This is a genomic window from Pacificimonas aurantium (genome assembly GCF_020092905.1).
Lineage (GTDB): Bacteria > Pseudomonadota > Alphaproteobacteria > Sphingomonadales > Sphingomonadaceae > Pacificimonas > Pacificimonas aurantium.
Window position 1 is genome coordinate 1,337,551 of the sequence record NZ_JAGSGB010000001.1, and the last position, 24,946, is coordinate 1,362,496.

Consider the following 24,946-nt stretch of genomic DNA (forward strand, 5'->3'; position numbering starts at 1 on the left):
CCTAGTTCGGCGGCGTCCCATTGGCGTCCAGCATCTCCCCCGCAAGATACAGCGATCCACAGACCATGATATCTCGCGGCGGTCCTTCCGCGCCGGCATGGGACAATGCCGCGGTCACGTCGGCAGCCGTTTCCGCCGTCAGGCCGAGGCTGCTGGCGACATCGCGGATGCGGTCCGGGCTTTCGTGAACATGACCGGTAATGGGGACTGCGATCAGCCGGTCGGCATGGGGCGCCACCTGCTGCAGGAAGCCGGGAACGTCCTTCCCCTCGACCATCCCGACGATCAAGGTAACAGGCTGACGCTGTCCGCGAGTCCGCCGCCGTTTCAGATATTGACCGATCGCGGCGCCCGCCCCGGGATTGTGTCCGCCATCCAGCGTGACGGTCACTCCGTCGGGAAGCGGGGCTATCAGGGTGCCCTCGGTCAGCTGCTGGAGGCGGGCGGGCCAGGATGCCCAGCGCGGCCCGGCTCTCAGCGCCGAGTCCGGAACCGCGATCTTGTCCTGGTGACGCAGCATGGCTGCGGCGAGACCGGCATTTTCATGCTGATGGCGTCCCTTCAGCGCCGGCGCGGACAGGCGCAATTCCCCGTGCCGGTCGCGATAGTCGATCCCGTTGCGGCTGAAGGTGGCGTCCCACAGATTGCCGCGCGGCAGGTAGGTCGCGCCGGCCTCGTCCGCCGCCTGGGCGATGCGGTGCATCAAGGGGGCGGAATGATGGGCCGCGATCAGCGGCACGCCGGCCTTGGCGATACCAGCCTTTTCCGCGGCGATATCGACAAGATTGTCACCCAGGAATTGCTGGTGGTCGAGGGAGATGTGCGTAAGGCCGCAGGCAGCCGTTCCGGCGGGGGCAACCATGTTGGTGGCATCGAACCGGCCGCCGAGGCCGACTTCCAGAATCAGGGCATCGGCGGGCACGCGCGCAAATTCCAGGAAGGCGGCGGCGGTCGTCAGCTCGAAGAAGGTAAGCGGTCTGCCGCCATTCGCCTCCATCACCCGCGACAGAGCGGACATCAGCGCCGCGTCCTCGACAAGTGTCCCCCCGAGGCGAACCCGCTCGTTGAACCTGACAAGATGCGGGCTGGTATAGACGTGAACGCTTTTCCCGCCGGCCTCCAGAGAAGCTCGCAGGAACGCCGAGACCGAGCCTTTGCCGTTGGTCCCGGCCACGTGGAATACCGGCGGTAGCGAAGCTTCGGGATTGCCCAGCTCAGTGAGCACCCGGCGCAGCCGGTCGAGAGTCAAATCGATTTTCTTCGGATGGAGTCTCTGCGCCTCGACCAGCAGCCGGTCCAGATCCGGATTGGCCGAGCGGGCTCCGTCGCCGCGGATGGGCGGTTCGCTCACGCGGCCGCGTTACGTCCTGCGCGCGCGTCCATCATCATGGAGATGATACGGCCGAGCACGTCCTTGAGATCCTTGCGGTGCACGACCTTGTCCAGCATCCCGTGCTCCAGAAGAAACTCGGCGCGCTGAAAGCCTTCGGGCAGTTTCTCCCTGATGGTCTGCTCGATCACCCTTTGGCCCGCCAGGCCGATCAGGGCGCCCGGCTCGGCGATCTGAACGTCGCCCAGCATGGCATAGCTTGCCGTGACGCCGCCGGTCGTTGGATCGGTGAGAACCACGACATAGGGCAGCCCCGCCTCGTTGAGCTCCTCGATCGCGACGGTCGCCCGCGGCATCTGCATCAGGCTGAACAGCCCTTCCTGCATGCGCGCGCCGCCCGACGCGGTGAAGACGATATAGGGCAGACCCTGTCGCTTGGCTTCCTGCGCGCCCGCCACGAACGCCGCGCCCACGCCCATGCCCATCGACCCACCCATATAGTCGAAATTCTGCACGCCAACGACGCTGTCGACCCCGGCAACGAGGCCGCGCGCCAGCAGGAAGGCTTCCATCTCTCCGGTTTTCTGCCGGGCTGCCTTCAGCCGGGCCGGATACGGCTTCTGGTCGCGGAACTTCAGCGGGTCGTCGGCCACCATCGGCACCGGCAGGCGGGCATAGGTGCCGCCGGATTCGGAATCGCCGTCGAATATCTGGTTGAACCGTTCAGCGGGGCCGATGCGCTCATGGAAATCGCAATGCGGGCAAACGAAGAGATTTTCCTTCAGCTCGCGCTGGAAGACCATCTGCGAACAGCCGCGGCACTTCGTCCACAGATTGTCGGGCGTTTCCTTCTTCGCGAAGAACCGCAGGCGCGGGCGGAGATTGGTGATCCAGCTCATGCGGCCGTTTCTATCGCCTGCGACAGCTTTGTCACATAATTGCGCACGGCGGTCGCCGGGTCGGCGGCATTCTCGCCGATCAGGTCGACGATGGCCGACCCAACCACCACCCCGTCGGCGATGCGCGCAATGTCGGCCGCCTGTTCGGCTGTGCGTATGCCAAACCCGACAGCGACCGGCAGGTCGGTTTCCGCCTTGATGCGGCCGACGGCTTCGGCAACGTCTGCCGTATCCGCTGCCCGCGTACCCGTTACGCCCGCGACGCTGACATAGTAGAGGAAACCCGAAGCTCCCTCGAGAACGGCGGGAAGGCGGTTCCGGTCGGTCGTCGGCGTGGCAAGGCGGACGAGCGAGAGGCCTTCGCCGCGAAGTGCGCCGCCCAGTTCCGCATCCTCTTCCGGAGGCAGGTCTACGAGGATCAGTCCGTCGACTCCGGCCGCCGCCGCATCGCGGGCGAAATGCGGCCCGTAGGCCAACGCGGGATTGAGATAGCCCATCAGGATCAGCGGCACGTCGGGGTGGCGCCCGCGAAAGGCGCGTGCGATCTCAAGCGTTCCCTTCAGGGTCATGCCGCCCTTGAGAGCGCGGAGAGAGCCGGCCTGAATCGACGGTCCGTCTGCCATCGGGTCGGTGAAGGGCATGCCGAGTTCGATCACGTCGGCGCCGCCCTCGACAAGCGCATCGAGGATGTCGCCGGTTTTCTCGGCGGAGGGGTCGCCCGCCGTCACGAAGGTGACGAGCGCGGCCCGGTTCTTGCGGAAGGCGGCGGACAGGCGTTCGCTCACAGGTCCACCCCCAGCGCTTCGGCAACCGTGAAGATGTCCTTGTCGCCGCGGCCGCACAGATTCGCGATGACGATTTCGTCGGAGCGCATCCTTGCCGCTTCGGTGCGCACGACCGCAAGCGCATGGCTGGGCTCGAGAGCGGGAATGATCCCCTCGCTGCGGCACAGCATCTGGAAGGCGTCGAGCGCCTCCTCGTCGGTCGCCGAGCGATAGTCGACGCGTCCGCTTTCGTGCAGCCAGCTATGTTCGGGCCCGATGCCGGGATAGTCGAGGCCCGCGGAGATGCTGTGCCCTTCGATGATCTGGCCGTCGTCGTCCTGCAGCAGGTATGTCTTGTTGCCGTGGAGGACCCCGGGCTTGCCCCCTGCCAGGCTGGCGGCATGGTCGGGACCGTCGAGACCGCGTCCGGCGGCTTCCACGCCGATCATGCGGACGCTCTCGTCATTCAAGAAGGGATGAAACAGGCCGATCGCGTTGGAGCCGCCGCCGATCGCCGCGATCAGAAGGTCGGGCAGGCGCCCCTCTGCCTTCTCAAGCTGAGACTTGGCCTCCTTGCCGATGACGCTTTGAAAATCCCGGACCAGCTCGGGATAGGGGTGCGGGCCTGCGGCAGTGCCGATCAGATAGTAAGTGTCGGAGACGCTGGCGACCCAGTCGCGAAGCGCCTCGTTCATGGCGTCCTTCAGCGTGGCGCGTCCGGCGGTCACCCCGCGCACTTCGGCGCCGAGCAGCCGCATGCGGAACACGTTCGGCTGCTGCCGCTCCATATCCTTGGCGCCCATATAGATCGTGCAGGGCAGCCCGAAACGCGCGCAGACCGTTGCGGTGGCGACGCCGTGCTGGCCGGCGCCGGTTTCCGCAATGATCCGTGTCTTTCCCATACGGCGGGCAAGCAGGATTTGGCCGATGCAGTTGTTGATCTTGTGCGCGCCTGTGTGATTCAGCTCGTCGCGCTTCAGGTAGATCTTCGCACCGCCGACGGCATCCGTCAGGCGTTCGGCAAAATAGAGCGGGCTCGGCCGGCCCACATAATGCTGCAGCAGGTCCTCGAACTGTGCCTTGAAGGCCGGGTCGGCCTGCGCGCGCCGATACTCCCGCTCCAACTCCAGGATCAGCGGCATCAGCGTCTCGGCGACGTAACGCCCGCCAAACTGTCCGAAATGGCCGCGCTCGTCTGGCAGCGAAGGGAGGGGAGATGAACTCATGAACGGCGAACCCTGTCTACGAACGCGGCGATCTTTGCCTTGTCCTTCTGTCCCGGCGCGTCTTCCACACCCGAGGATATGTCCACAAGGGGCGCACGCGTCGCGGCAATGGCCCGTCCCACATTTTCCGGCGTCAGTCCCCCTGCCAGGCCCCAGTCGCGAACCGGGGGGCGGTCCTTCAGCAGCGACCAGTCGAATCGAACACCGAGACCACCCTGCGGGCCGCCGGGCGCGGGCTTCGCGTCATAGAGGACCAGGTCCGCCGCCTGTGCATAGGCCCCGGAGCCGGACAGATCGGCCGGGCTGCCCACACCGATCGCCTTCCAAACGGGACGGGAAAAGCGGGCCCCGATCTCGGCGCAGCGCGCGGGCGCTTCGGCGCCGTGGAGCTGAATAACCGAGATGGCAGGAAGGGCGGCTTCGATCTCTTCGTCGCGGGGATCGACGAACAGGCCGACAGTGGACAGGGCACCTGCCTGAGCGGCGAGGGCCGCTGCCTGCGCAGGGGTCACGGCGCGGCTGCTCTTCGCCGCGAACACGAAGCCGATATGATCGACGCGAAGGTCCCGGCAGGTCTCCACGATATCCGGAGTGGAGACGCCGCAAATCTTGATGCGGGTCATGCCAGTGACTGGGCGATGGCTCTCGCGGCCGCGGCAGGGTCTGCGGCGCTCGTTATCGGCCGTCCGATGACCAGGATCGTTGCGCCCGCCTCTAGCGCGGCGCGGGGCGGCATGGCACGCTTCTGATCATCCATTGCCGCACCTTCGGGACGAATTCCGGGCACGACAAAGACGCCGTCGGGCCAGGCGGCACGGCGCTGTTCGACTTCGAGAGGCGAACACACGATGCCGTCGAGACCGGCAGTCCGGCTGAGATCGGCGAGGCGGGCCACCTGAAGCTCCGCGCTGTCGTCAATGCCGATGTCCTCCAGATCGGGCTCGGCCATGCTCGTCAGCACCGTTACGCCGACCACCTGCACATCGGGCCCGGCAGCGTCCTTGGCCGCGCGCATCATGTCGCGTCCGCCCGCCGCATGAACGGTCAGGAGGTCGACTCCGAGCGGAGCGAGCGACTCGACGGCGCCGCGTACGGTATGGGGAATGTCGTGCAGCTTCAGATCGAGGAACAGGCGCTCCGACCCCAGGGCGGCGCGAACCTGACGCACGCCTGCCGGCCCATGGGCATTCCAGAATTGCAGGCCGAGCTTAATCCCCCCGACCAGCCCGGAAAGCTGCCGCACGAGGTTCTCCGCGCGGGCCAGGTCTGCCGTGTCGACGGCGACGAAGACCGGGTTCGTCACAGCGAGGGAGACGCGGGGCGCGTGGCGGGCTCGCCTTCCGGTCGCGGTGTGGCAGCCGAAGATGCCGGAGCGTGCGCAGGGGCGGGAGCGCCGGGTCCGGACGTTTCCAGTTCGAGGCGCCGTTCGAGCTTGCGGATCTTCCGCTTCAGCCGCCAGCGGGTGACCGAATGGAGCAGAGTCATCGGCAGCAGGCCGATCAGAAGTGCCACCAGGATGTACACGCCCAGCGGCCAGAAGGCTTCGTAGCCGCCGGGAAGCCAGAGCACGGTCCGGTCCCAGTTCTGCGACGCGAACCAGACGACCAGCAGGCCGAAGAAGATGTAGAGGAGAAGCGTTAGGAAGCGCATATGGCTGGCGGACTTACCGCCTAGCTGCGCCGTTGAGAAGGGCGTCCCGGAATTCCGATATCGAACCCGGTCCCGGCAGCGCTCGTCAGCCTCCCGGGTTCAGCCGCTCTCGCAGCTCCTTGCCAGCCTTGAAGTGGGGGACGCGCTTGGCGTCGACTTCAACCTGCTCCCCGGTGCGCGGGTTGCGGCCGATTCGGGCATCGCGGTCGCGAGTCGAAAACGCACCGAAACCGCGAAGCTCGACGCGTCGTCCGTCGGCCAGGGCCTGAACGATAGACTCGAACACCGTGGCAACGACGCGCTCGGCGTCCTTGTGGGAGAGATGAGGGTGCATTTCCGCCACGGCGGCTACTAGTTCAGACCTGATCACGAACCCAAACCCTTTTATCTTCGTGCGACTATCTCCGGCCCCTGATCACCCCACCCCATATATTTTAATCTAGGTCAAGTGGAAAACGGGAACGCCTCCGCCCGCATTACTAGCAGACGGAGGCGTTCCACTCCAATAATTAACCTGAATTTACTATAATTAGTCGTCTTTGGCCTTGCCCAGCGCTTCGCCGAGAATGTCGCCGAGCGACGCGCCGCTGTCCGACGACCCGTACTGCTTCACGGCTTCCTTCTCCTCGGAGATCTGGAGTGCCTTGATGGAGAGGTTCGGCTTCTTGGAGCGATCGAAACCGGTCACCATCGCATCGACCTTCTGGCCGACCTGGAACCGCTCCGGACGCTGCTCGTCGCGGTCGCGGCTGAGGTCGGAGCGGCGAATGAAGCCGGTGGTAACGCCGCCTTCGATCGAAACTTCGACGCCGCCATCGCGTACGTCGACGACTTCGCCGGTGACGATGTCGCCCTTCTTGACGTCGCTGGCAACGGACAGCTGCTCAGTGCCTTCGCCGGCCTGGTCGAGCTGCTTGATGCCCAGCGAAATACGCTCCTTCTCGGCGTCGACGTCGAGCACCACGGCTTTGACGGTTTCGCCCTTGTGGTACATTTCCAGGGCTTCCTCGCCCGGAACGCCCCAGGCGATATCCGACATGTGCACCATGCCGTCGACGTCGCCGGCCAGGCCGATGAACAGACCGAATTCGGTGGAGTTCTTGACCTCGCCCTCGACAATCGTGCCGGTCGGGTGCGTCTCGGCGAACTCGTCCCAGGGATTCGCCTGGGCCTGCTTGAGGCCGAGGGAGATACGGCGCTTCTCTTCGTCGACCTCTAGGATGACGACTTCGACCTCCTGGCTGGTGGAGACGATCTTGCCCGGGTGAACATTCTTCTTCGTCCACGACATCTCGGACACGTGGACGAGACCCTCGATGCCGTCTTCCAGCTCGACGAAGGCGCCGTAGTCGGTGATGTTCGTCACGCGGCCCGTCGCCTTCTGGCCGATCTCATACTTGGCGTGGACGCCGTCCCACGGATCCGCCTCAAGCTGCTTCATGCCGAGCGAGATACGCTGCGTCTCGCGGTTGATGCGGATGATCTGCACCTTGACCGTCTCGCCGATCGACAGGATCTCGGACGGATGGCCGACGCGCTTGTAGCTCATGTCGGTGACGTGGAGCAGGCCGTCGATACCGCCCAGATCCACAAAGGCGCCGTAGTCGGTGATGTTCTTTACCACACCTTCGACCACCTGACCCTCGGTCAGCGACTGGATGAGGTCGCTGCGCTGCTCGGCGCGCGTCTCTTCCAGAATGGCGCGGCGCGAGACGACGATGTTGCCGCGCTTGCGGTCCATCTTCAGGATCTGGAACGGCTGCGGAATGCCCATCAGCGGAGTCACGTCGCGCACCGGGCGGACATCGACCTGCGAGCCCGGCAGGAAGGCCACGGCACCGCCCAAGTCGACGGTAAAGCCGCCCTTCACGCGGCCGAAGATCTGGCCTTCGACGCGGGCTGTATCGTTATATTCGTTTTCGAGGCGGTCCCAGGCGGCTTCGCGGCGGGCCCGGTCGCGCGACAGCATGGCTTCGCCATTCGCGTTCTCGACGCGGTCGACATAAACTTCGACTTCGTCGCCGATGCTCAGTTCGGCCTTCTGGCCCGGCGGCGCGAATTCGCGCAGCGGCACGCGGCCTTCGGATTTGAGGCCGACATCGATGACGGCGAGATCATTTTCGATTGCGGTAACGGTGCCGTTGACGACGCGGCCTTCGAAGGCTTCGGCGCCGCCCAGGCTCTCTTCGAGCATGGCGGCGAAATCGTCACGGGTCGGCTGGGTAGCAGATGCCATAAGTTTAGGTTGGTCCTTGTCAGTTCTATTCTTGCCAACCGGTTGGTTCCGGCGGTCTCGAGCGGAATTGCTCACTATCGTTGAACCCGAAAAATGCGGGGGGCGGGCAAACGAAAAACAGACGGTCCGGTTTGTCCGGCCGCCTGCCCCTTGGGGTCCCCGTCTACCCTACTCGAGACCAAGCGGCCCGAGAATCGTGGCGGCAGATAGGCGGAAAAGGCGAAAAAAGCAAGGCGTACTTAGTTGTTCGCCCCGGACACGCCGTCGACAATCTCGCAGGCTGTCCGCAGCACTTCGGCGGGCGAGAGCCGCGTCGTGTCGATCACATAGGCGTCGTCCGCCGCCTTCATCGGTGCATGGGTCCGCGCCATGTCGCGTTCGTCGCGGGCACGTAACTCCTCGCCCACCGCAGCGATGTCCTTGTCACCGGAGAGGCCGAGATCGCCGGCCCGCCGGCGGGCACGCTCCCGAAGGCTGGCCGTCACGAAGAATTTCACATCGGCATCGGGAAGCACCACCGTGCCGATGTCGCGGCCGTCGAGGACAGCGCCGCCGGGCCGCGCCGCGAAATCTCGCTGGAAGGCAAGAAGCGCCTCGCGAACCTGCGGAAAGGCGGACACGGAGGATGCGGCCCGCCCGACCGCTTCGGTGCGAAGCGCCGGCCGGTCGCTGCAGTCTTCCGCCGAGAGGGCACGCGCAGCGCCTGCGGCGGCGGCTTCATCGGACAGGTCGCCGCCGTCTTCGATCAGGCGAAAGGCTAACGAGCGATAAATGAGGCCGGTGTCGAGATAGGGAAGTCCAAGCTCGGCTGCCAGGCGCCGCGCCAGTGTGCCCTTTCCGGACGCCGCCGTGCCGTCGATGGCGATTTTCATCAGGCTGCGACCTTTCTGCGTTGCCCGCACGCCAAGTGCCGGTAATCTGGACATTCACAGCCAAGAGGGGGCCCGGCTGCTGTCTATCATGGCCGTCATCGGCACCCGGCCAGAAGCCGTCAAGATGGCGCCGGTTCTGGCCGCCCTCGAACGGCGCGGCGCGCGTACCTTCGTTCTGGCCACCGGACAGCATGCAGACCTACTACCCCAGACCGTGGAATGCCTGGATCTGCGGATCGACGAGCGTCTGCACCAGGCAGACCTTCCGCACCTTCTTGCCCCTCTGCAACGGGCGATCCGGTTACACCGGCCCGCCATGGTGGTGGTGCAAGGCGATACGCGAAGCGCGTTCGCCGGGGCAGCTGCCGCATTTCTAGAGAATGTTCTCGTAGCCCATGTCGAAGCGGGACTTCGGACCGGAACCCCGTTCGACCCGTTCCCGGAGGAACTCCTGAGGCGCGGGATCGCTCGGTTCGCCGGAATCCACCTGACTCCCACAGAGGCATCGAAGCAGGCTCTGCTTCGCGAAGGTGTGGGCGGCCGGGTGGAGGTCGTCGGAAACTCGGTCATCGATGCACTGGAACAGGTTCTTGCGAAGGAGCGGCGTCGACGGACTCCGCTTCGCCGGTCGCCCTCGTCGCGACCCCGCATCCTCGTGACCGCTCATCGCCGCGAGAATGAGGGGAGGCGCTTGAAGGAGATTGTCGCCGCCGCTGCCAAACTCGCCAGCGAAGGATGCGCGGTTACCCTGTTCCGCCACCCGCGGCTGTCGAACCTGTCATGGTTCGAGCGCTGCGCCAGACCGGCCAAGGTGAGCGCGCCCGTCCCGCACGACCGATTCGTCAGCCAGCTCGCCTGTGCCGATCTCGTCGTCACCGATTCGGGCGGCGTCCAGGAGGAGGCAGCCTATCTGGGCCGAAGGATGCTCGTCGTGCGCGAGAGGACGGAAAGGCCGGAATGTCTCAGCCCCGGCGAGCGCGTCCTCGTACCGCCCAACAAAGATTTCATCTGCCAACGGGCCGCCGACCTCATGGGACGGCACGGGCCCGTCAGTCGGAGTTCCGCATTGGGGACCGGAACCAGCGGCAGCCGGATCGCGGAAATCCTGATCGGCGAACTGGAAAAAGCGGGTAACCTTTCGGCGGGATCAGAGTTAATATGCCGTTAGCCAAGTTCGTGAAGGAAGCAGAGTGGCTCGTGGCAGCAGTAATCGGGAGGGCATGCAGGCGCCGGTCGCGGAAAGCGCAAGCGACAGCGACGGATTCACGCGGCTGTTCACCTTTGCGGCCAATAGCTGGCTGTTCGGCACCGCCTTCTTTCTGGTCCTGATCCTCTAACGATCAGGCCGACGCGGCGCGGCAGCCAAGTCCGCGCATCAGCTGTACGAAGCCCGGAAAACTCGTATCGATCGGCGAGGCATCGTCGACGAGAACCGGCTCCCTCGCAACAAGTCCCAGACAGGCGAAGCTCATCGCGATCCGGTGATCGAGGTGCGCGTCGATGCGCGCACCGCCGGGGATGGGGCCGCCACCGCTTCCGGTAATGCGTATCCCGTCCGAAAGCAGCTCGACCGGCACCCCGCACGCGGCAAGGCCTTCTGCCATGACGGCGAGGCGATCCGATTCCTTGACGCGCAGTTCTTCCAGCCCGCGCATCTCCGTGACGCCGTCGGCGACCGCAGCCGCCACCATCAAAATCGGATATTCGTCGATCATCAGAGGGGCAAGGTCCGGAGGGATCACTGCGCCGACCAGACCGCTATGCTGCGCGGTAAGCCCGCCCGCGGGTTCGCCCTCTGCCTCCGCATTTCCGGACCGCTCTACGCGGGCGCCCATAAGAGACAGGGCGTCGAGCAGACCAGTGCGCGTCGGATTGAGGCCGACATGCTCTATGACGACACTGCTTCCCCGAACGATCAGGGCGGCCACGAGTGGAAAGGCGGCGGAGGAAATATCGCCGGGCACATCTATGCGGGCAGGGGACAGCTCTGCATGGCCAGTGACGGAGATGATCCTCTCATCGCCATTCTGCTCGACGTCGACATCGACCCCGAAGCAGCGGAGCATGCGCTCCGTATGATCGCGGGTAGCGACCGATTCGACGACGGTCGTGCGGCCCGGCGTATTGAGGCCCGCCAGCAGAACCGCCGACTTCACCTGCGCCGATGCCACGGGAAGCTCGTAGCGCTGCGGAACGGGGCAGTCGGTGCCCCGAACCTGCAGCGGCAGCCGTCCGTCCGCGCCGGAAAATTCCGCTCCGAAGCGGGAAAGCGGCTCGATGACGCGGTTCATGGGCCGTTTCCTAAGAGACGCATCGCCCGTCATTATCACCGTCAGAGGATGAGTTGCGAGCAAGCCCATCAGCAGCCGCGCCGACGTTCCGCTATTTCCGAGATCGATGACGTCCTGGGGTTGCAGCAGGCCGCCGACGCCTACCCCCTCGATGAGGGCACTGCCGTCTTCGATGTCGATCGAGGCCCCCATGGCGCGCAGCGCGGATGCCGTGGCAAGCACATCCTCGCCCGTCAGCAGGCCCGTCACCTGGGTGCGTCCGACGGCGAGCGCCCCGAACATGAGCGACCGGTGAGAAATCGACTTGTCACCGGGAACCCGGATGCGTCCGGACAAGGAACCCGGAGCCGACAAAGCGAGCTCTCTCTTGTCAGTCATGATTTCGGCTCTATCTCAACTGGTGAGTACGGGACGGCGGGGCTCCGCCGGGCGGCTTTGACACCCGCCCCGCAGCATGGCAAGCGCCGCGGCTTGTTTCGATGGCATCGATTCGCGGGCGTCGGCCGGAGCGCGGTCCGACCCCTTTGCATCACGGAGATATTGCTTTGGCGAAAGCGGAATGGGGCACGAAGCGTCAGTGCCCGGAATGTGGAACGCGGTTCTACGACCTGGGATCGGACGAGCCGGTGACCTGCATCGAATGCGGCAACGAATGGGTGCCGGAGCCGGTGCTGAAGTCGAAGCAGCCGCTTCCCTTCGATACGGCGAAGACCACGAAGGAGAAGGCCGAGGAGGCCGATCTCGACGAGGAAGATCTCGACATTGATGAGGACGACGAAGGTTCGCCCGACGACGAGACCGATCTCGGCGGTGACGACGACCTCAGCGAGGTGACGAAGTCGGCCGGGGACGACGAGCCCGAAGACACCTGATCCGGACGCGGTGCGGATCATTCGGTCCGCACCCTCTTGCGCGGCGCCCGGCCTTCGCTTAAAGGCCCGCGCTCTCGGCAGCGAACAGGCCACCCGGCGGCCGCTGCCCGCAAACCGGTCCGGGGCCGTAGCTCAGTTGGTAGAGCGCTACAATGGCATTGTAGAGGTCAGGGGTTCGATTCCCCTCGGCTCCACCAGTTTCCCTCCCCGGAAGCTGGTTTAGCGAATTCTTTAGGCGAAAATACCGCGCACGCGGGTAACCGGCACCCTCCTGACAGGAGAGCCCCGGATACCTGCCGTAAATGACTTGGCCGCGCTTATTTAGGGCGCGCCTGGCCCGAGCCGAGAACGCGAGTTTTGTAAGTGGTCAGCCCTTCCAGCGCGACCGGGCCGCGTGCGTGCAGGCGGCCGGTTGCAATGCCGATCTCCGCGCCGAAGCCGAACTCGCCGCCATCGGCGAACTGGGTCGAGGCATTGTGCATGACGATGGCGCTATCGACCTGGGCGAGGAACCGGTTCGCCGCCGCCTGATCGTCGGTGATGATCGAATCGGTGTGATGCGAGCCGTGCGCAGCGATGTGTTCGACCGCTCCTGTGACTCCGTCGACCATCTTGGCGGACACGATGGGTTCCAGATACTCGGTATCCCAGTCCTCCGCGGCAGCCGGTTTTACGCGTTCGTCCATGCCGTTGACGGTGACGTCGCCGCGCACTTCGCAGCCTTCGTCGAGCAGCGCGCGGATGATGCGCGGCGCGAATTCGATAGCGGCCTTGTCGATCAGCAGCGTTTCCATCGCGCCGCAAATGCCCGTCCGGCGCATCTTCGCATTGACCGCGATCTTTTCTGCCATGTCCGGATCAGCCGCGCCGTCGACATAGACGTGGCAGATGCCGTCCAGATGGGCGAGAACCGGCACCCGGGCCTCTTCCTGCACGCGCGCGACGAGCGACTTGCCGCCGCGCGGCACGATGATGTCGATCAGCCCGGACGCTTTCAGCATGGCGCCGACGGCGGCGCGGTCCTGGGTCGGCACGAGCTGCACGGCCGCGCCCGGAACGCCGACCTTTTCGAGGCCCGCGACTATGGCCTTGTGCAGCGCGCGGTTCGAATGAACCGCTTCCGAGCCGCCACGAAGGATCGCGGCATTGCCCGCCATGACGCAGAGGAGGCCGGCGTCGGCAGTCACATTGGGGCGACTTTCGTAAATGATGCCGACAACCCCCAGCGGAACCCGGACGCGTTCGAACTTGAGGCCGTTGGGCTGTTCCCAGGTCTTGATCACTTCGCCGACCGGATCGGGAAGGGCGGCAATGGCGTCCGCTGCGTCGGCAATGCCGGCAAGCCGCTGCGGATCGAGCTTCAGCCGGTCCTGCATGGCGGCGGGAAGGTCGGACGCGTTGTCGAGATCCTTCTGGTTCTCGGCGAGAATCTCGGCTTCCGACTCGCGGATGGACTGCGCGGCGGCGCGAACCGCCTCTGCCTTGTCCTCGGTCGTCATAAGCGCGAGCTTCTGCGCCGCCTCGCGAGCCTCGCGGCCGAGAGTGTCGATAAGGGTTACGGGGGTCATGTCGTTCACAAGAGCACCATATTGTTTCTGTGCACCAGTGCGGAGCGCGGGGCATAGCCGAGCAGTTCGCGCTGGGCGTCGTTTCGTTTACCGGCAATCAGGCGCGCGTCGCCGGAACTGTACCCCGTGAGGCCGCGCGCCAGTAGCGCGCCTTCGGCGGAGTAGATGTCGATCGACGCGCCGCGCGCGAATTCACCGTCTATGGAAATGACGCCTGCGGCCAGCAGGGAGTTCCCTTCGCACAGCGCCTTCTCTGCGCCCTCGTCGATGGTGATGCGGCCCTGAATGTCGATCTTTCCGGCGATCCAGGCCTTGCGGGCATTCACGTCCGGGTTCGCGGTGAACAGGGTCGCGCGACCACCATCGCGGTAGCGCAGCACGGGGTTCGGCCGCTGCCCGTCGGCGATGGCGAGGTTGATGCCGCTTGCGGTAGCGATGCGGGCCGCCTCGACCTTCGATCCCATGCCGCCCGAGCCAGGCCCCGTGCTGGCCCCGAGGGTGACGTTTAGCGAGGAGATTTCGTCCACCACAGGGATATGCTCTGCTTTCGGATCGCCGCGCGGGTCGGCGGTGTACAGACCGTCGACGTTCGACAGCAGCAGCACCATGTCGGCGTCGGCTGCCTGCGCGACGCGCGCGGCAAGGCGGTCATTGTCACCGAAGCGGATCGCCTCCGTCGTGACGCTGTCATTCTCGTTCACGATGGGCGTCACGCCCAGACTGACGAGCCTGTCGAGCGTCGCGGCGGCATTCAGATAGCGGCGCCGGTCCTGCAGATCGTCGAGTGTGACGAGAATCTGGGCGGCGCGAAGGCGCTGGGCGCGAAACAGCTCGGAGAAGAGCGAGGAAAGCAGAATCTGGCCCGTCGCGGCGGCGGCCTGGCTGTCCTCAAGGCTGCGCTTTTCACGCGGTGGAAGGTCGAGCAGCTCTGCACCCATCGCCACGGCGCCAGAGGCGACAATCACGGTCTCGATGTCGTTCTCACGCTTCAGATGCGCAATGTCGTCGATCAGGCTGGCGAGCCAGTAGCGTTCGGGCTCGCCCGCATCGCTGACCAGGAGCGCCGAGCCGATCTTCACGACCAGCCGCTTGATACCCTTCAGGTTGTTCGGTGTCTCTTCACTCATAGTGGAGACCAGTCCCCTTGTTGTTCATTCTCGTCTTCGTCTTCGACTTCCGCCGGCTTCGGGGCGGCGGCGAGCGGCGCAAGGTCACGCAGCAATTCGTGCAGCCCGTCTCCGCTTTGCGCCGAAACAGGCAGGACCGATTGTCCGCACTCTTCTTCCAGCTCAGCGACCTGGGCCGCGATCAGTTCCGCATCGAGCGCGTCGATTTTGGTCAGCGCCACGATCTCGGGCTTGTCCTCGAGTTCGGCGCCGTAGGCTGCCAGCTCGTCCCGTACCGTCCTGTAGGCCCCTGCCGGATCGTTCTGCGTGCCGTCCACCAGATGGAGGAGGACGCGGCAGCGTTCGATATGTCCGAGAAACCGGTCGCCGATACCGGCGCCCTCGGCGGCTCCCTCGATCAGGCCGGGAATGTCGGCGAGCACGAACTCGTGATCGCGCCACGTTACGACGCCCAGCTGGGGCTTCACGGTGGTGAAGGGATAGTCTCCGACTTTCGCCTTCGCGTTCGAGACCCGCGCGATGAAGGTGGACTTCCCGGCATTGGGAAGGCCGAGGAGGCCGGCATCCGCCAGCAGCTTCAGTCGCAGCCAGACCCACATCTCCTCGCCGGGCTCGCCCGGCTGATGCTGCCGCGGGGCGCGGTTCGTCGAGGTCTTGTAGCTGGCATTGCCGCGGCCGCCCATGCCGCCCTCCAGCAGGGTGATCGTCTCGCCTGCCTTGGTGAGGTCGGCCAGAAGCGTCTCGCGGTCCTCGTCGAAAATCTGCGTTCCGACCGGAACGTCGATGACCATGGTGGGGGCGGAAGCGCCGGTCCGGTTCTGCCCGGCGCCGCCCGTTCCGCGCTTCGCCCTGAAATGCTGGCGATAGCGAAAGTCGATCAGGGTGTTGAGGTTCGGGACCGCGCGGAACACCACGTCGCCGCCGCGCCCGCCATTGCCGCCATCGGGCCCGCCGAACTCGACATATTTTTCGCGCCGGAAGGAAACGGCTCCGGGACCGCCCGCGCCGGAACGAAGATAGATCTTGGCCTGGTCGAGAAACTGCATGGGCGTGGCTCTAGCGGCTGCGGCAGCGGCTGGCCATTGGCTGTGATGGCGAGGCCGCTATCCGTATCCGCGATCAGGGTCAGGCTGCCCGTCGCAGTGGTTCTGCGAGCAGGCCGCTATGCCGTTCCCAGTCCGCGCGGGTGAGAGAAAAGCAGATGCTGTCCACGTCCTCGCCCCGCGGCCGGCAGAAGACCTTCTGCGTGCCGGGCAGCGCGGTGAAGCCGAGCTTTTCGAGGACCCGGCCCGATGCCGGATTGTCGGCATAGTGGCGGGCGGTGAGGGTAGGCAGGCGATGCGCCAGAAACGCATGCTCAAGCAGGGCAGAGCCCGCCTCTACCGAGATGCCCCGGCCCTGCCACTCCTTTGCGATCCAGTAGCTCAGCGCCGTTTCGCCGCCGCGGTCGGCGCGCGCGCCGAAGCCCACGCCCCCGGCCAGTTCGGGGCCATCCTCGGTCCGCAGGAAGGCTCCTAACTGCACGGTTGACGGCCAGCAGGCCGCATCCGCCGCGATCTTCTGCTTCGCAGCGTCAAGCGTGAAGGGTGACGGCGGCGTACCGAGATTGCGCAGCACCTCCGGCTCGCCCATCCGCCGGGCAAGCAGGGGCGCGTCCTCCGGCCAGAGGGGGCGCAGAAACAGCCGCTTCGTTGTTATGAACAAGGCTGTCACTCCTTCACGCCGCCTCGGATACGCCGGGGCGACAGCGAAACCCGCGCAGGTCTTCCCAGCGTTCGCGCGAAAGCTCATATTCAACGCTGCGCTCCTTCCGCTGGCGCGGAACGCTGTCGTAGAGGATGACCTCTCCCGTCGGAACGAAGCCCAGCTTCTCCAACACTCTGCCTGACGCCGGGTTATCCTCGTAGTGGCCAGCGCACAGGCGCGGCAGTCTCCAAGCCAGAAAGGCGTGTTCCAGCACCGGCAGGGCCGCTTCGACGGCGATACCCTGGCCCCACCAGTCCTTCGCGATCCAGTAGCCCAGCTCTATGCCGCCCTTCGCAGTCGGGGCGGCGGAAAAGCCCACGCCGCCGACATGTTCGGGGCCGGAGGGCGTGCGCATGAAGATGGCCAGCGAAACCTTCAGCGGCCAGTCCGCCCAGTCCCCGGCGACTTTCGCGCGCGCGTCTTCTATACCGTAGGGGCAGGGCGGCGTGCCGAGATTCCACAGGACCTCGCGCCGGCCCATCCTGGTCGCCAGCGACTCGGCATCCTCCGGCCATAGGGGCCTGAGGAAAAGGCGCGGTGTGATCATGAACATCTTTCCTGCCCTCCCTGCCCCTCAAACCGTACCCACATGAAGGCACGGCGCAGGGCCTTATCGATCGAGAGAGACAAAAAAGAAGGGAGCCGGCGACCCGTCTCCCTCTTTTTCGGGACTTTCGCTGTCCCTGGGTCGCCTGTCCGGCGACCTGTATTTTCGGCGGGTCGCCTCGCGTTATTCGGCCGCGTCCATAATGGGGTCGACCGAGACATACTTTCGGTCGCGCGCACCGTCGTGGAACACAACCTTGCCCTCTACGAGCGCAAACAGGGTGTGGTCCTTGCCCAGGCCGACATTGCGGCCCGGCCAGAATCGAGTGCCGCGCTGACGCACGAGAATATTGCCGCCAGCAACCTGCTGACCGCCGAAACGCTTCACGCCAAGGCGCTGACCGGGAGAGTCGCGGCCGTTGCGGGAGGAGCCGCCTGCTTTTTTATGTGCCATCTTTCAGTCTCCTCTTACTCGGCCGCGTCGTCGGACTTCGCGTCGGACTTCGCCGTCGCGGCCTTCTTGGCGGGGGCCTTCTTCTTGGCAGGCGCCTTCTTTTCGGCGGCGGCCTTCGTTTCGGTCTTCGTCTCGGACTTGGCAGTGGCCTTCTTGGCGGGAGCCTTCTTCGGCGCCGCCTTGGATTCCGCGGCCTTCGTCTCGGGCGCCTTGGCTTCGGACGAATCGTCGGCCTTGGCTTCGGCCTTCGGCGCAGCCTTCTTGGCCGGCGCCTTACCGCCGAGCGCGGTGATCTTCAGGACCGTCAGCTGCTGCCGGTGACCCTGCGTGCGCTCATAGCCGTGACGGCGCTTCTTCTTGTAGACCTTGATCTTCTTGGACTTGGCCTGCTCGACGATCTCCGCGTGCACGACCTCCTTGGCGGCGTCCTTCAGATCGGCGCCTTCGCCCATCATAAGGACATCGTCGAGAGCGATCTTGTCGCCCACTTCGCCGTTGATCCGGTCAACGACAATCTTCTGGTCGGCGGCCACACGATACTGCTTGCCGCCCGTGCGCACGATCGCGAACATCGGGTCTTTCCAAACGGTCCTATAAAAACGAACACAGCGGCCGCGCGAATCCTCGGAACCGCGAGCTGGCCGCTGAACGAACGCGCGAGATACTGGGGCCTGTCCGGTTCGTCAAGACCGGACGGTCGCTGAGCGGCAGCCCGAACCCGGCTAGTGCGCCTGTGCGCCCTTCAGGTGATAGCGGCCGTCATGTCCGCGTTCGAACAGCTCTGCAAAGGCGGGGTGCATCGGTTCGCCGCCCTCATCGTCGGTCAGCAGGTTCTGCTGGCTGACATAGGCCACGTAGGCCTCCTGACCATTATCGGCCAGCAGGTGGTAATAGGGCTGCTCCTTTGCCGGGCGGATATCTTCGGGGATTGCCTCATACCACTCGTCGGTATTCGCGAATTCCGGGTCCACATCGAATATGATCCCGCGGAAGGGAAAATATTTGTGTTTCACGACATCGCCGATGCCGAAGGAGGCGGACCGCATCGCCCCGCCCATCTTTTCGTCATCAAGCACCATTGCGCTCTCCATATCCCGGCTCTTATGCGCTCCCGCATTATGTAGTGAGGTTGGGGCGCACTGCAAAATCTCGTGCGGTGCCCGCGGTCGTCAAAGGGTCGTGAAGCCATGAATTATAGCGGGGAAGAACCTGGTTCATTGCGGTGGTCGGCGGTAATTCCCGTCTACAACGAACGCGACTACCTGCCGCGCACGCTCGCTTCTCTTGCCGACCAGGAACAGCCCGTGCGCATCCTCGTCGTCGACAACGGGTCGACGGACGGCTGTATCGAGGATGCCCGCGCGCTCGCCGCCGCGCGCGATCTCGAAATCGAATTCCTCGAAGAGGAGGCTCCCGGCCAGGTGCATGCGCTGAAACGGGGCATCGACGCCGCCGAGACCGAATTCGTCGCGATCTGCGACGCCGACACCTGGTACCCGCCGCACTATCTGACGCGCGCCGAAGAGCTGTTCGACGAGGGCGGCCGAAGCCGGGTCGCGCTGGGCGCGCTGCTGATGCCGGAGCGGTCTGGCGCTCTCGCCGACTGGTGGGCCGCGAACCGGCGGCTGGCTGCAGCGCGCCTGATGCCGCGGCAGAACCACACCAGCGGAGCGGCGCAGCTGTTCCGCACGAGCGCGCTCAAGGCTGCGGGCGGCTATGACGCGCGGCGCTGGCCCTATGTTCTGAAGGACCACGAGTTGATGGACCGCGTGCTGCAGCTGGGCGGCCAGACCTATGACCGCGACCTGTGGTGCATCAGTTCGGAACGGCGGGGCGACCGCAGGAAGGTGCGCTGGACGCTGTCCGAGCGGCTGCTTTACCACGTCATGCCCTTTTCGAAGAAGCGCTGGTTCTTCCACCGCTTCATGGCGCGCCGCTTCGAGCGGCGCGGGCAGAAGGACATCGTCCTTCGCGAGCAGAGCTGGAACGAGGCGGGGCAGGGCTGAACCATGACCATGCCGGTCAGCGCCCATGCAGCTGCCCGAACGGTCGAACCCCATGGGGAAGCCGGCGGACTTGCCGGTCCGCTCATGCTGCTCCTTGCGGCGCTTCTCGGTTTCACGCTGCTGAAGCAGGGTACCGATTTCATTGCCGCCGAGCGGCCCGGACTGATCCTCGTCTGGTGCGGGGTCATCGCGCTGCTGACCGGCGCTTTTCTGCCGGTCGGCTATGGTGCGCTGCCTGCCTACGCCCGCACGGCGCTGCGGGGAGGGGCGGTGTTCCTGGCGCTCTACTTCGCTCTGGAGCCGTTCGCGGTTCCCTATGTGACCCTGCCGCTCGATCATCCGGCGGTGCTGTTCCACGGCCATGTGCGCTGGGCGGCAATCCCGCTGGCCATGCTTGGGGTCTGGCGGCCGTCGGCCGTCTTCGGCGCTGCCATGCTGCTCTGGATGACGCGCGGCCTGCACAGCGAGCTCACCGGCTTCTATTTCTCCGATCTCGACATCCGCAACGTTGCGGAGATTCTCACCTTCTGGGGAATCGGTTTCTGCTTCATTGCGCTGGCGGCCAGGCTTCCGCTGTCCGCAATGCGGCTCGGCCTGACCGGGCCGGAGCGGCTGCGGGCGGCGATCATGGTCCTGACGGCAGGGATCGGCGCGCATCTCGCCAACTATTTCTGGTCCGGGCTTGCAAAGCTGTGGATGGACGGGGGGATCCTCTCCTGGATCCTGGACAACCGCCTGGCCGACGGCATTCCCGGCGCGCTGGAAAAGGGCACGCTGCCCTACGCAGCTTCGCCGGAGCTGGTGCAACTCGGCTATGACGCTTTGATCCTGCTACAGGTGCCGGTGAATCTGGCAGCCTTCGGCCTGCAGATATTTGCCATTGCCGCACCGCTGAGGAAGAAATGGCTGCTGCTGGCGACGATCGGCTACGATATCTTCCACGTCGCCGTCTGGCTCGCGCTCGGCCTCCTTTTCTGGAAGTGGATCGCGCTCAACTTCATCATAACGGCGATCCTGGTAGCCATGCCGGAGACCGCCTGGTCGAGGACGGCGCGGGCGACGACGATGAGCTTCGTCGTGCTCGGCATGCTCTTGTTCCGGACCGCGACCCTTGCCTGGTATGATTCGCCCGGGTTCACCTCGCCCTATTTCGTCGCGCGGCTGGCGGACGGACGCGAGATGCGCATTCCCAATGCCTTTTTCCGCTCCTCCTCCTACCAGGTCTCGCAAGGGCGGCTCTGGTGGCCCGCAGAAGCCGGCCACTTCCGCCATTCCATCTGGGGTTCGGTGCTCAGTTACGACGACCTCGACGCCGGGCGGCGCTGCGAAGCGCGGGAGATCGCTCTCGATGCCGAGCCGCTTTACGGCCCGCCGGAGCGCCTCGCCGAATTCGTGCGCGCCTATCACCGGCAGATGCAGCCGCGTTTGGACGAGGACGGGCGGCTCGCCTATTATCTGGTGCCGCACCATCACGTGCCCAGCCCCTTTGTGGCCGACCCCTTCTACGCGGTCGACAAGCGGCGCATCGACACTTACCTCTTTCGCCTCGACAGCGTGTGCCTGGGTATCGAGGACGGTCGGCTGACCCGGCGCGTCCTGAAGCGGACCGAACTCCCGCTTTACGATCCGCAGACGGACGAACTGCTGACCGGCGCCGACTGACGCCGGCCCGACCGAAGGGACGGCGATGGTGGACAGGAATGCAGCCGCAGCTGGATCGGACAGGGACCCGATCTACATCGTCTATGACGGCGACTGCCCCTTTTGCACCGCCTATGTGAAGATGGCCCGTTTGCAGAAGGCGGCCGGCCCCGTGGAGCTGCTGGACGCCCGTCAGCCCCATCCGGTCGTCGACGAGGTCGTCTCGCAGGGGTTCGATCTGGACGAGGGCATGGCGATGAAGATCGGGGGCGACATCCTGCACGGGGACGAGGTGGTCCACCGCATATCCCTCATGACGACGCCGAATCCGGGCATGAACGGTCTTGCCGCGAAGATCCTGAAGGACCGGCGCCGCGCCCGGCTGCTCTATCCGTGGCTGCGGCGCGGACGTAACCTGGCCCTGACCCTGCTGGGCAAGCGGCGTATCCGCACGGCCGGCGCCAAGGGGGCGGGCTCGCAGACCTGACCGGCTGCCGAGCCCGTGCGCCGCCTGCGCGCCCCGTGCCGCACTGGGAGGCGCGAACTGACCTTTTCAAATCATGCCGCTGCGGTTATGAGGCCGCGCTTCGACCGTGGCCCCCTGATCCCCTGGATCACCTGGCGGGCCGCGCACCCTGTATGCGGAGAGGTGCCGGAGTGGTCGAACGGGGCGGTCTCGAAAACCGTTGTGCCTTTAGGGGTACCGTGGGTTCGAATCCCACCCTCTCCGCCACACAGTTCATCTTTATTCCCAGTTCGTTAGGGCGATCCCGCAAGCCCGCGAAACCGCGCGGAATCTTAGGCTGAAACCGTCGTGCCTGCGGGACTTCTTCATCGGCGAGAAATTCGTGACCGCGTTAGCGGACAGAGTATGAACTTGTCAGGGTCTTGTATGAAGCTGTCGCGGCGGCGTCATCGCGGTGCTGCAATGGCGGCACTGGGGGCACCGCGAGCAGGGTGTTCTAGGTCTCAGCCCGCCGCGAACCTGATTGATACGACCACTGCTGCCGCAATCGGCCTTCTAGGCGCGTCCAGTCGGCACGACCACAGGCGTTCCAGACAGTTCCTCCAGCCGCGCACGGATGCCGTAGACCGTCCGGAACCGCTCCGGCGTTAGCACCGCATGCGGTGGCCCCTCGGCGACCAGTTCCCCTTCATGCAGCAGCAACAACCGGTCGCAATAGCGGGCCGCCATGCCGAGATCGTGAAGAATCGCGGCGACCAGCATGCCTCCGTCCGCGCGCTGTTTCAGAAGGTTCATGACGTCGAGCTGGTGGGCCGGGTCGAGCGCCGCAAGCGGTTCATCGACGATCATTGCCCCTGCTTCGACAGCGAGCGCGCAAGCCAGAAGTGCCCGCGCCTGCTCGCCGCCGGACAGGGTCGTGGCGTCGCGGCTGCGCAAATGCGCGATGTTGGCGGCCGTCAGCGCAGCTTCGATGGCGGCGCGGTCCCTTTCCGACAGCTTCGAGAATGGCGCAAGATGCGGCAGGCGGCCCAGCGCGACCAGGCGCTCGACGCTGAGCGGCCAGTGCAGCGACTGCCCCTGCGCGAGATAGGCGATCTTGCGTGCCACGTCGGCGCGCGACAGCTGCCTACTGTCGCGGCCATCAATGAGGATGCGACCGCTTGCCGGCGTCAGCAGACCGAGGATGGCGCGCGCCAGCGTCGACTTCCCCGCGCCGTTCGGACCGACGATGCCGACAAATTCACCCGGGTAGAGGGCTAGGTCGATGTTTCGCAGGATCGGCGTTCGATCTTGCGAGACGTGAACGCCCGATAGCTCGATCCGTGGCATTTACCAGACCCTCCGGGCGCGCAGCAGATAAACGAGGAAAACGGGCACGCCCAAAAAGGCGGTGACGACCCCCAGCTTCAGCTCGTTCGTGGTAGGCAGAAGGCGTACGAAAAGGTCGGCGAGCGTCAGAAGGCATGCGCCGGCAAAGGCAGAGGGGAGAAGCGCTGCCGACGGGCTTTTGTCCGTCAGGGGCCGTACCATGTGGGGCACGATCAGCCCGACGAAGCCGATCGCGCCGGAGACCGCGACGGCGCCGCCAACCCCCAGCGCGGTTCCGGTCAGGATGCGAAGGCGCAGGCGTTTGAGGTCGACGCCGAGCGCCTTGGCGCCGTCCTCGCCCAGCGTCAGGCCGTCGAGAGCGCGGCCATTCCAAAGCAGCAGCGCCATCCCGGCGACGATCGGCGGCAGCGCCATGAAAAGATCACCGAAAGATCGGTCCTCCAGGCTGCCGAGAAGCCAGGTCATGATCTCCAGTGCGGCAAAGGGATTTGACGACAGGTTGAGGGCGAGGCTGATGCCCGCGCTCGCGGCCGTGGCGATCGCTATCCCCGCCAGAATGAGGGTGAGGGGGCTCTCGCCCCTGCCGCTGAGCAGGAACAGCAGTCCGAGCGCGAGAAGCGCAGCGGCCACTGCGAGCACCGGGACCGCGAAGGCCGACAGCGAGGCAAAGCCGAAATAGAGCGCCGTGACGGCACCGAGAGCCGCGGCGTTGGAGGCGCCGAGGACCCCGGGTTCGGCCAGCGGGTTCCTGAGATATCCCTGTAACGCCGCGCCGCTGAGGCCGAGTATGGCGCCGACGAGAAGACCGAGAAGCGCGCGCGGCAGGCGCAATTCGAACAGGATAGCGCGAATGACTGGGTCGCCGCTGCCGTCCAGCGCGTGTCGCCACAGAAGCGTCGGCGGAATGTCCGCTGTCCCGAAGCTGAGCGATAGAAAGGCGCACAGGACTGCTAGCGCCGCAAGCCCGGCGGACAGGTGCCTGGTCCAGCGACGTCTCATCGACCTGCCGAACCGGAATGGCGACGCGACATTGCCAAGGCCGGGCCGCTGCGGCACGGAGCGGCGCGGAGGAGTTCCGAATGCCGACTGCCCGCCTTATCCTTCTGCTCTGCGCCTGTGCCGCGGCGGCTTTCGGCGCTGCCCGGGCGGCGGCGGCACCGGAGCGGATACTCTCGCTCAACCTCTGCGCCGACCAGTATCTGCTGGCGCTCGCCGACCCCTCCCAGATCGCGGCTCTCACCAGCTTTGCGACGGACCCGCACATGTCGGCGGCGGCGGGGCAGGCCGAGGCATTCGCTTCGACTGGCGGAAGCATCGAAGAGGTGCTCGCCATCCGCCCCGATCTTGTGATCGCTACGCCCTTTTCGCGCGCGGAACGCGGAAGGCTTATGCAAAAGTTCGGAGTCGAGACCGTCAGCCTCCAGCCGGCGAACAGCTTTCTCGAGGTGGAGGACCGAATACGCGAAGTCGGCCAGCTCGTCGGCCGGTCGGCCCGCGCCGAGCTCCTGGTTGCAGACATGCGCGCCTCGCTCGCGGCGCTCCCCCGCAACCCCGGCCAGGACCGGACCGCCGCCTATTATCAGCGCCGCGGCTATCTGACCGGCGGCGAGACGCTGGTCGACGACCTGATGCAGCGGGCGGGCCTTCGCAACTTGGCGACAGAGCTCGGACGACCGGCCCTGTCGCGCCTGTCGCTGGAGGAGATCGCTCTCGCGCGGCCGGACTTCCTGATCGTCGAGGAGGCCACGCTGGACGCGCCCGACCGCGGCGCTGCGATGCTGCGCCATCCGCTGCTCGAGGACATTCCGCGGCTCGTCCTGCCGCAAGCGTGGACGGTGTGCGGCGGGCCGGCCTACGTCAGGGCCGCCGCTGCGCTTGCAGAGCAGCTTCGGCGGGCCGACGCGGACCCGCCAGTTCGCTGAC

The 24,946-nt window shown here is 65.7% G+C and carries 28 protein-coding genes and 2 tRNA genes; 9 read left to right on the forward strand and 21 right to left on the reverse strand.

What is annotated here, in order from left to right; translation table 11 throughout:
- Position 1: 1 nt before the first annotated feature.
- From KCN53_RS06465 to cmk, 10 genes are all read right to left on the reverse strand, one after another.
- A complete protein-coding gene (locus tag KCN53_RS06465; protein WP_088710907.1) occupies positions 2-1,351 on the reverse strand; it encodes a bifunctional folylpolyglutamate synthase/dihydrofolate synthase in 1,350 nt (449 codons plus the stop codon).
- Entirely contained in the window at positions 1,348-2,229 is an 882-nt protein-coding gene (accD, locus tag KCN53_RS06470; RefSeq protein WP_088710906.1) for an acetyl-CoA carboxylase, carboxyltransferase subunit beta, read from the reverse strand. Before accD ends, KCN53_RS06465 begins: the two co-directional genes overlap by 4 nt.
- On the reverse strand, positions 2,226-3,014 hold the full coding sequence (gene trpA / locus KCN53_RS06475; protein ID WP_088710905.1) for a tryptophan synthase subunit alpha: 789 nt from the start codon (positions 3,012-3,014) through the stop codon (positions 2,226-2,228). Before trpA ends, accD begins: the two co-directional genes overlap by 4 nt.
- A complete protein-coding gene (gene trpB, locus KCN53_RS06480; protein ID WP_088710904.1) occupies positions 3,011-4,219 on the reverse strand; it encodes a tryptophan synthase subunit beta in 1,209 nt (402 codons plus the stop codon). The genes trpA and trpB overlap by 4 nt, the downstream gene beginning before the upstream one ends.
- Entirely contained in the window at positions 4,216-4,842 is a 627-nt protein-coding gene (locus KCN53_RS06485; RefSeq protein ID WP_088710903.1) for a phosphoribosylanthranilate isomerase, read from the reverse strand. The genes trpB and KCN53_RS06485 overlap by 4 nt, the downstream gene beginning before the upstream one ends.
- Positions 4,839-5,522 carry an orotidine-5'-phosphate decarboxylase gene (gene pyrF, locus KCN53_RS06490; RefSeq protein WP_088710902.1) on the reverse strand — a complete coding sequence of 228 codons (684 nt, stop codon included), beginning with the start codon at positions 5,520-5,522 and terminating at the stop codon, positions 4,839-4,841. The genes KCN53_RS06485 and pyrF overlap by 4 nt, the downstream gene beginning before the upstream one ends.
- Positions 5,519-5,869: a lipopolysaccharide assembly protein LapA domain-containing protein gene (locus KCN53_RS06495; protein ID WP_088710901.1), complete on the reverse strand. Its 351-nt coding sequence runs from the start codon at positions 5,867-5,869 to the stop codon at positions 5,519-5,521. The genes pyrF and KCN53_RS06495 overlap by 4 nt, the downstream gene beginning before the upstream one ends.
- A gap of 85 nt (positions 5,870-5,954) precedes the next feature.
- A complete protein-coding gene (locus KCN53_RS06500) occupies positions 5,955-6,239 on the reverse strand; it encodes an integration host factor subunit beta (RefSeq protein WP_088710900.1) in 285 nt (94 codons plus the stop codon).
- Positions 6,240-6,398: 159 nt separating this feature from the next.
- The gene (rpsA, locus tag KCN53_RS06505) at positions 6,399-8,105 is read right to left on the reverse strand and encodes a 30S ribosomal protein S1 (RefSeq protein WP_088710899.1); all 1,707 of its coding nucleotides are present in this window, start codon (positions 8,103-8,105) and stop codon (positions 6,399-6,401) included.
- Between the two features lie 239 nt (positions 8,106-8,344).
- Positions 8,345-8,977, reverse strand: a complete 633-nt coding sequence (gene cmk / locus KCN53_RS06510) for a (d)CMP kinase (RefSeq protein WP_088710898.1) — start codon at positions 8,975-8,977, stop codon at positions 8,345-8,347.
- On the opposite strand from cmk, the gene wecB reads away from it, so the two are divergent.
- Both wecB and KCN53_RS06520 read left to right on the forward strand, forming a co-directional pair.
- Complete coding sequence (wecB, locus tag KCN53_RS06515) at positions 8,964-10,145, forward strand: non-hydrolyzing UDP-N-acetylglucosamine 2-epimerase (protein WP_088713258.1); 1,182 nt, start codon at positions 8,964-8,966, stop codon at positions 10,143-10,145. The genes cmk and wecB overlap by 14 nt on opposite strands.
- A 22-nt stretch (positions 10,146-10,167) precedes the next feature.
- Positions 10,168-10,314 (forward strand): hypothetical protein, encoded by a 147-nt coding sequence (locus KCN53_RS06520; RefSeq protein ID WP_172406130.1) that lies wholly within the window; start codon positions 10,168-10,170, stop codon positions 10,312-10,314.
- A gap of 3 nt (positions 10,315-10,317) precedes the next feature.
- On the opposite strand, the gene aroA is transcribed toward KCN53_RS06520, so the two are convergent.
- Positions 10,318-11,646, reverse strand: a complete 1,329-nt coding sequence (aroA, locus tag KCN53_RS06525; protein WP_088710897.1) for a 3-phosphoshikimate 1-carboxyvinyltransferase — start codon at positions 11,644-11,646, stop codon at positions 10,318-10,320.
- Between the two features lie 167 nt (positions 11,647-11,813).
- Here aroA and KCN53_RS06530 point away from each other — a divergent pair, with 167 nt between their 5' ends.
- Positions 11,814-12,140, forward strand: a complete 327-nt coding sequence (locus KCN53_RS06530; protein ID WP_088710896.1) for a TIGR02300 family protein — start codon at positions 11,814-11,816, stop codon at positions 12,138-12,140.
- Between the two features lie 121 nt (positions 12,141-12,261).
- A tRNA-Ala gene (locus tag KCN53_RS06535) sits at positions 12,262-12,337 on the forward strand.
- Between the two features lie 120 nt (positions 12,338-12,457).
- On the opposite strand, the gene KCN53_RS06540 is transcribed toward KCN53_RS06535, so the two are convergent.
- The 8 genes from KCN53_RS06540 to hspQ form a co-directional block, all read right to left on the reverse strand.
- A complete protein-coding gene (locus tag KCN53_RS06540; RefSeq protein WP_088713257.1) occupies positions 12,458-13,708 on the reverse strand; it encodes a glutamate-5-semialdehyde dehydrogenase in 1,251 nt (416 codons plus the stop codon).
- A 5-nt stretch (positions 13,709-13,713) separates the two neighbouring features.
- Positions 13,714-14,835, reverse strand: coding sequence for a glutamate 5-kinase (gene proB, locus KCN53_RS06545; RefSeq protein ID WP_088710895.1), 1,122 nt, complete (start codon positions 14,833-14,835; stop codon positions 13,714-13,716).
- On the reverse strand, positions 14,832-15,881 hold the full coding sequence (gene obgE / locus KCN53_RS06550; RefSeq protein WP_088710894.1) for a GTPase ObgE: 1,050 nt from the start codon (positions 15,879-15,881) through the stop codon (positions 14,832-14,834). The genes proB and obgE overlap by 4 nt, the downstream gene beginning before the upstream one ends.
- A gap of 79 nt (positions 15,882-15,960) precedes the next feature.
- Positions 15,961-16,539, reverse strand: coding sequence for a GNAT family N-acetyltransferase (locus KCN53_RS06555; RefSeq protein ID WP_172406129.1), 579 nt, complete (start codon positions 16,537-16,539; stop codon positions 15,961-15,963).
- Between the two features lie 13 nt (positions 16,540-16,552).
- Positions 16,553-17,128 carry a GNAT family N-acetyltransferase gene (locus tag KCN53_RS06560; RefSeq protein ID WP_172406128.1) on the reverse strand — a complete coding sequence of 192 codons (576 nt, stop codon included), beginning with the start codon at positions 17,126-17,128 and terminating at the stop codon, positions 16,553-16,555.
- A 183-nt stretch (positions 17,129-17,311) separates the two neighbouring features.
- Complete coding sequence (gene rpmA / locus KCN53_RS06565; RefSeq protein WP_088710891.1) at positions 17,312-17,581, reverse strand: 50S ribosomal protein L27; 270 nt, start codon at positions 17,579-17,581, stop codon at positions 17,312-17,314.
- A 14-nt stretch (positions 17,582-17,595) separates the two neighbouring features.
- Positions 17,596-18,153, reverse strand: coding sequence for a 50S ribosomal protein L21 (gene rplU, locus KCN53_RS06570; protein WP_088710890.1), 558 nt, complete (start codon positions 18,151-18,153; stop codon positions 17,596-17,598).
- Between the two features lie 150 nt (positions 18,154-18,303).
- Complete coding sequence (hspQ, locus tag KCN53_RS06575) at positions 18,304-18,672, reverse strand: heat shock protein HspQ (RefSeq protein WP_207790581.1); 369 nt, start codon at positions 18,670-18,672, stop codon at positions 18,304-18,306.
- Positions 18,673-18,768: 96 nt separating this feature from the next.
- Between hspQ and KCN53_RS06580 the strand changes: the two genes are divergently transcribed.
- The 4 genes from KCN53_RS06580 to KCN53_RS06595 all read left to right on the forward strand — a co-directional run bounded on the left by KCN53_RS06580 (position 18,769) and on the right by KCN53_RS06595 (position 21,961).
- Entirely contained in the window at positions 18,769-19,587 is an 819-nt protein-coding gene (locus KCN53_RS06580; protein WP_088710889.1) for a glycosyltransferase, read from the forward strand.
- Positions 19,588-19,590: 3 nt separating this feature from the next.
- The gene (locus KCN53_RS06585) at positions 19,591-21,249 is read left to right on the forward strand and encodes a hypothetical protein (RefSeq protein WP_088710888.1); all 1,659 of its coding nucleotides are present in this window, start codon (positions 19,591-19,593) and stop codon (positions 21,247-21,249) included.
- A 25-nt stretch (positions 21,250-21,274) separates the two neighbouring features.
- Positions 21,275-21,715: a DCC1-like thiol-disulfide oxidoreductase family protein gene (locus tag KCN53_RS06590; protein ID WP_088710887.1), complete on the forward strand. Its 441-nt coding sequence runs from the start codon at positions 21,275-21,277 to the stop codon at positions 21,713-21,715.
- Between the two features lie 156 nt (positions 21,716-21,871).
- A tRNA-Ser gene (locus KCN53_RS06595) sits at positions 21,872-21,961 on the forward strand.
- Between the two features lie 288 nt (positions 21,962-22,249).
- Here KCN53_RS06595 and KCN53_RS06600 read toward each other — a convergent pair.
- Together KCN53_RS06600 and KCN53_RS06605 are read right to left on the reverse strand one after the other, a co-directional pair.
- The gene (locus KCN53_RS06600) at positions 22,250-23,023 is read right to left on the reverse strand and encodes an ABC transporter ATP-binding protein (RefSeq protein WP_088710886.1); all 774 of its coding nucleotides are present in this window, start codon (positions 23,021-23,023) and stop codon (positions 22,250-22,252) included.
- Complete coding sequence (locus tag KCN53_RS06605) at positions 23,024-24,022, reverse strand: FecCD family ABC transporter permease (protein WP_088710885.1); 999 nt, start codon at positions 24,020-24,022, stop codon at positions 23,024-23,026. It lies immediately after the preceding gene.
- 80 nt (positions 24,023-24,102) lie between these two features.
- On the opposite strand from KCN53_RS06605, the gene KCN53_RS06610 reads away from it, so the two are divergent.
- Positions 24,103-24,945 (forward strand): ABC transporter substrate-binding protein, encoded by an 843-nt coding sequence (locus tag KCN53_RS06610; protein ID WP_088710884.1) that lies wholly within the window; start codon positions 24,103-24,105, stop codon positions 24,943-24,945.
- Position 24,946 lies beyond the last annotated feature (1 nt).

Bases quoted from the DNA above. Each gene is read 5' to 3' on its own strand.
- accD (WP_088710906.1), bottom strand. From the start codon at position 2,229: ATGAGCTGGATCACCAATCTCCGCCCGCGCCTGCGGTTCTTCGCGAAG.
- trpB (WP_088710904.1), bottom strand. From the start codon at position 4,219: ATGAGTTCATCTCCCCTCCCTTCGCTGCCAGACGAGCGCGGCCATTTC.
- KCN53_RS06485 (WP_088710903.1), bottom strand. From the start codon at position 4,842: ATGACCCGCATCAAGATTTGCGGCGTCTCCACTCCGGATATCGTGGAG.
- KCN53_RS06495 (WP_088710901.1), bottom strand. From the start codon at position 5,869: ATGCGCTTCCTAACGCTTCTCCTCTACATCTTCTTCGGCCTGCTGGTC.
- rpsA (WP_088710899.1), bottom strand. From the start codon at position 8,105: ATGGCATCTGCTACCCAGCCGACCCGTGACGATTTCGCCGCCATGCTC.
- wecB (WP_088713258.1), top strand. From the start codon at position 8,964: ATGGCGATTTTCATCAGGCTGCGACCTTTCTGCGTTGCCCGCACGCCA.
- cmk (WP_088710898.1), bottom strand. From the start codon at position 8,977: ATGAAAATCGCCATCGACGGCACGGCGGCGTCCGGAAAGGGCACACTG.
- aroA (WP_088710897.1), bottom strand. From the start codon at position 11,646: ATGACTGACAAGAGAGAGCTCGCTTTGTCGGCTCCGGGTTCCTTGTCC.
- KCN53_RS06540 (WP_088713257.1), bottom strand. From the start codon at position 13,708: ATGACCCCCGTAACCCTTATCGACACTCTCGGCCGCGAGGCTCGCGAG.
- proB (WP_088710895.1), bottom strand. From the start codon at position 14,835: ATGAGTGAAGAGACACCGAACAACCTGAAGGGTATCAAGCGGCTGGTC.
- obgE (WP_088710894.1), bottom strand. From the start codon at position 15,881: ATGCAGTTTCTCGACCAGGCCAAGATCTATCTTCGTTCCGGCGCGGGC.
- KCN53_RS06560 (WP_172406128.1), bottom strand. From the start codon at position 17,128: ATGATCACACCGCGCCTTTTCCTCAGGCCCCTATGGCCGGAGGATGCC.
- rpmA (WP_088710891.1), bottom strand. From the start codon at position 17,581: ATGGCACATAAAAAAGCAGGCGGCTCCTCCCGCAACGGCCGCGACTCT.
- rplU (WP_088710890.1), bottom strand. From the start codon at position 18,153: ATGTTCGCGATCGTGCGCACGGGCGGCAAGCAGTATCGTGTGGCCGCC.
- hspQ (WP_207790581.1), bottom strand. From the start codon at position 18,672: ATGGAGAGCGCAATGGTGCTTGATGACGAAAAGATGGGCGGGGCGATG.
- KCN53_RS06580 (WP_088710889.1), top strand. From the start codon at position 18,769: ATGAATTATAGCGGGGAAGAACCTGGTTCATTGCGGTGGTCGGCGGTA.
- KCN53_RS06585 (WP_088710888.1), top strand. From the start codon at position 19,591: ATGACCATGCCGGTCAGCGCCCATGCAGCTGCCCGAACGGTCGAACCC.
- KCN53_RS06590 (WP_088710887.1), top strand. From the start codon at position 21,275: ATGGTGGACAGGAATGCAGCCGCAGCTGGATCGGACAGGGACCCGATC.
- KCN53_RS06600 (WP_088710886.1), bottom strand. From the start codon at position 23,023: ATGCCACGGATCGAGCTATCGGGCGTTCACGTCTCGCAAGATCGAACG.
- KCN53_RS06605 (WP_088710885.1), bottom strand. From the start codon at position 24,022: ATGAGACGTCGCTGGACCAGGCACCTGTCCGCCGGGCTTGCGGCGCTA.
- KCN53_RS06610 (WP_088710884.1), top strand. From the start codon at position 24,103: ATGCCGACTGCCCGCCTTATCCTTCTGCTCTGCGCCTGTGCCGCGGCG.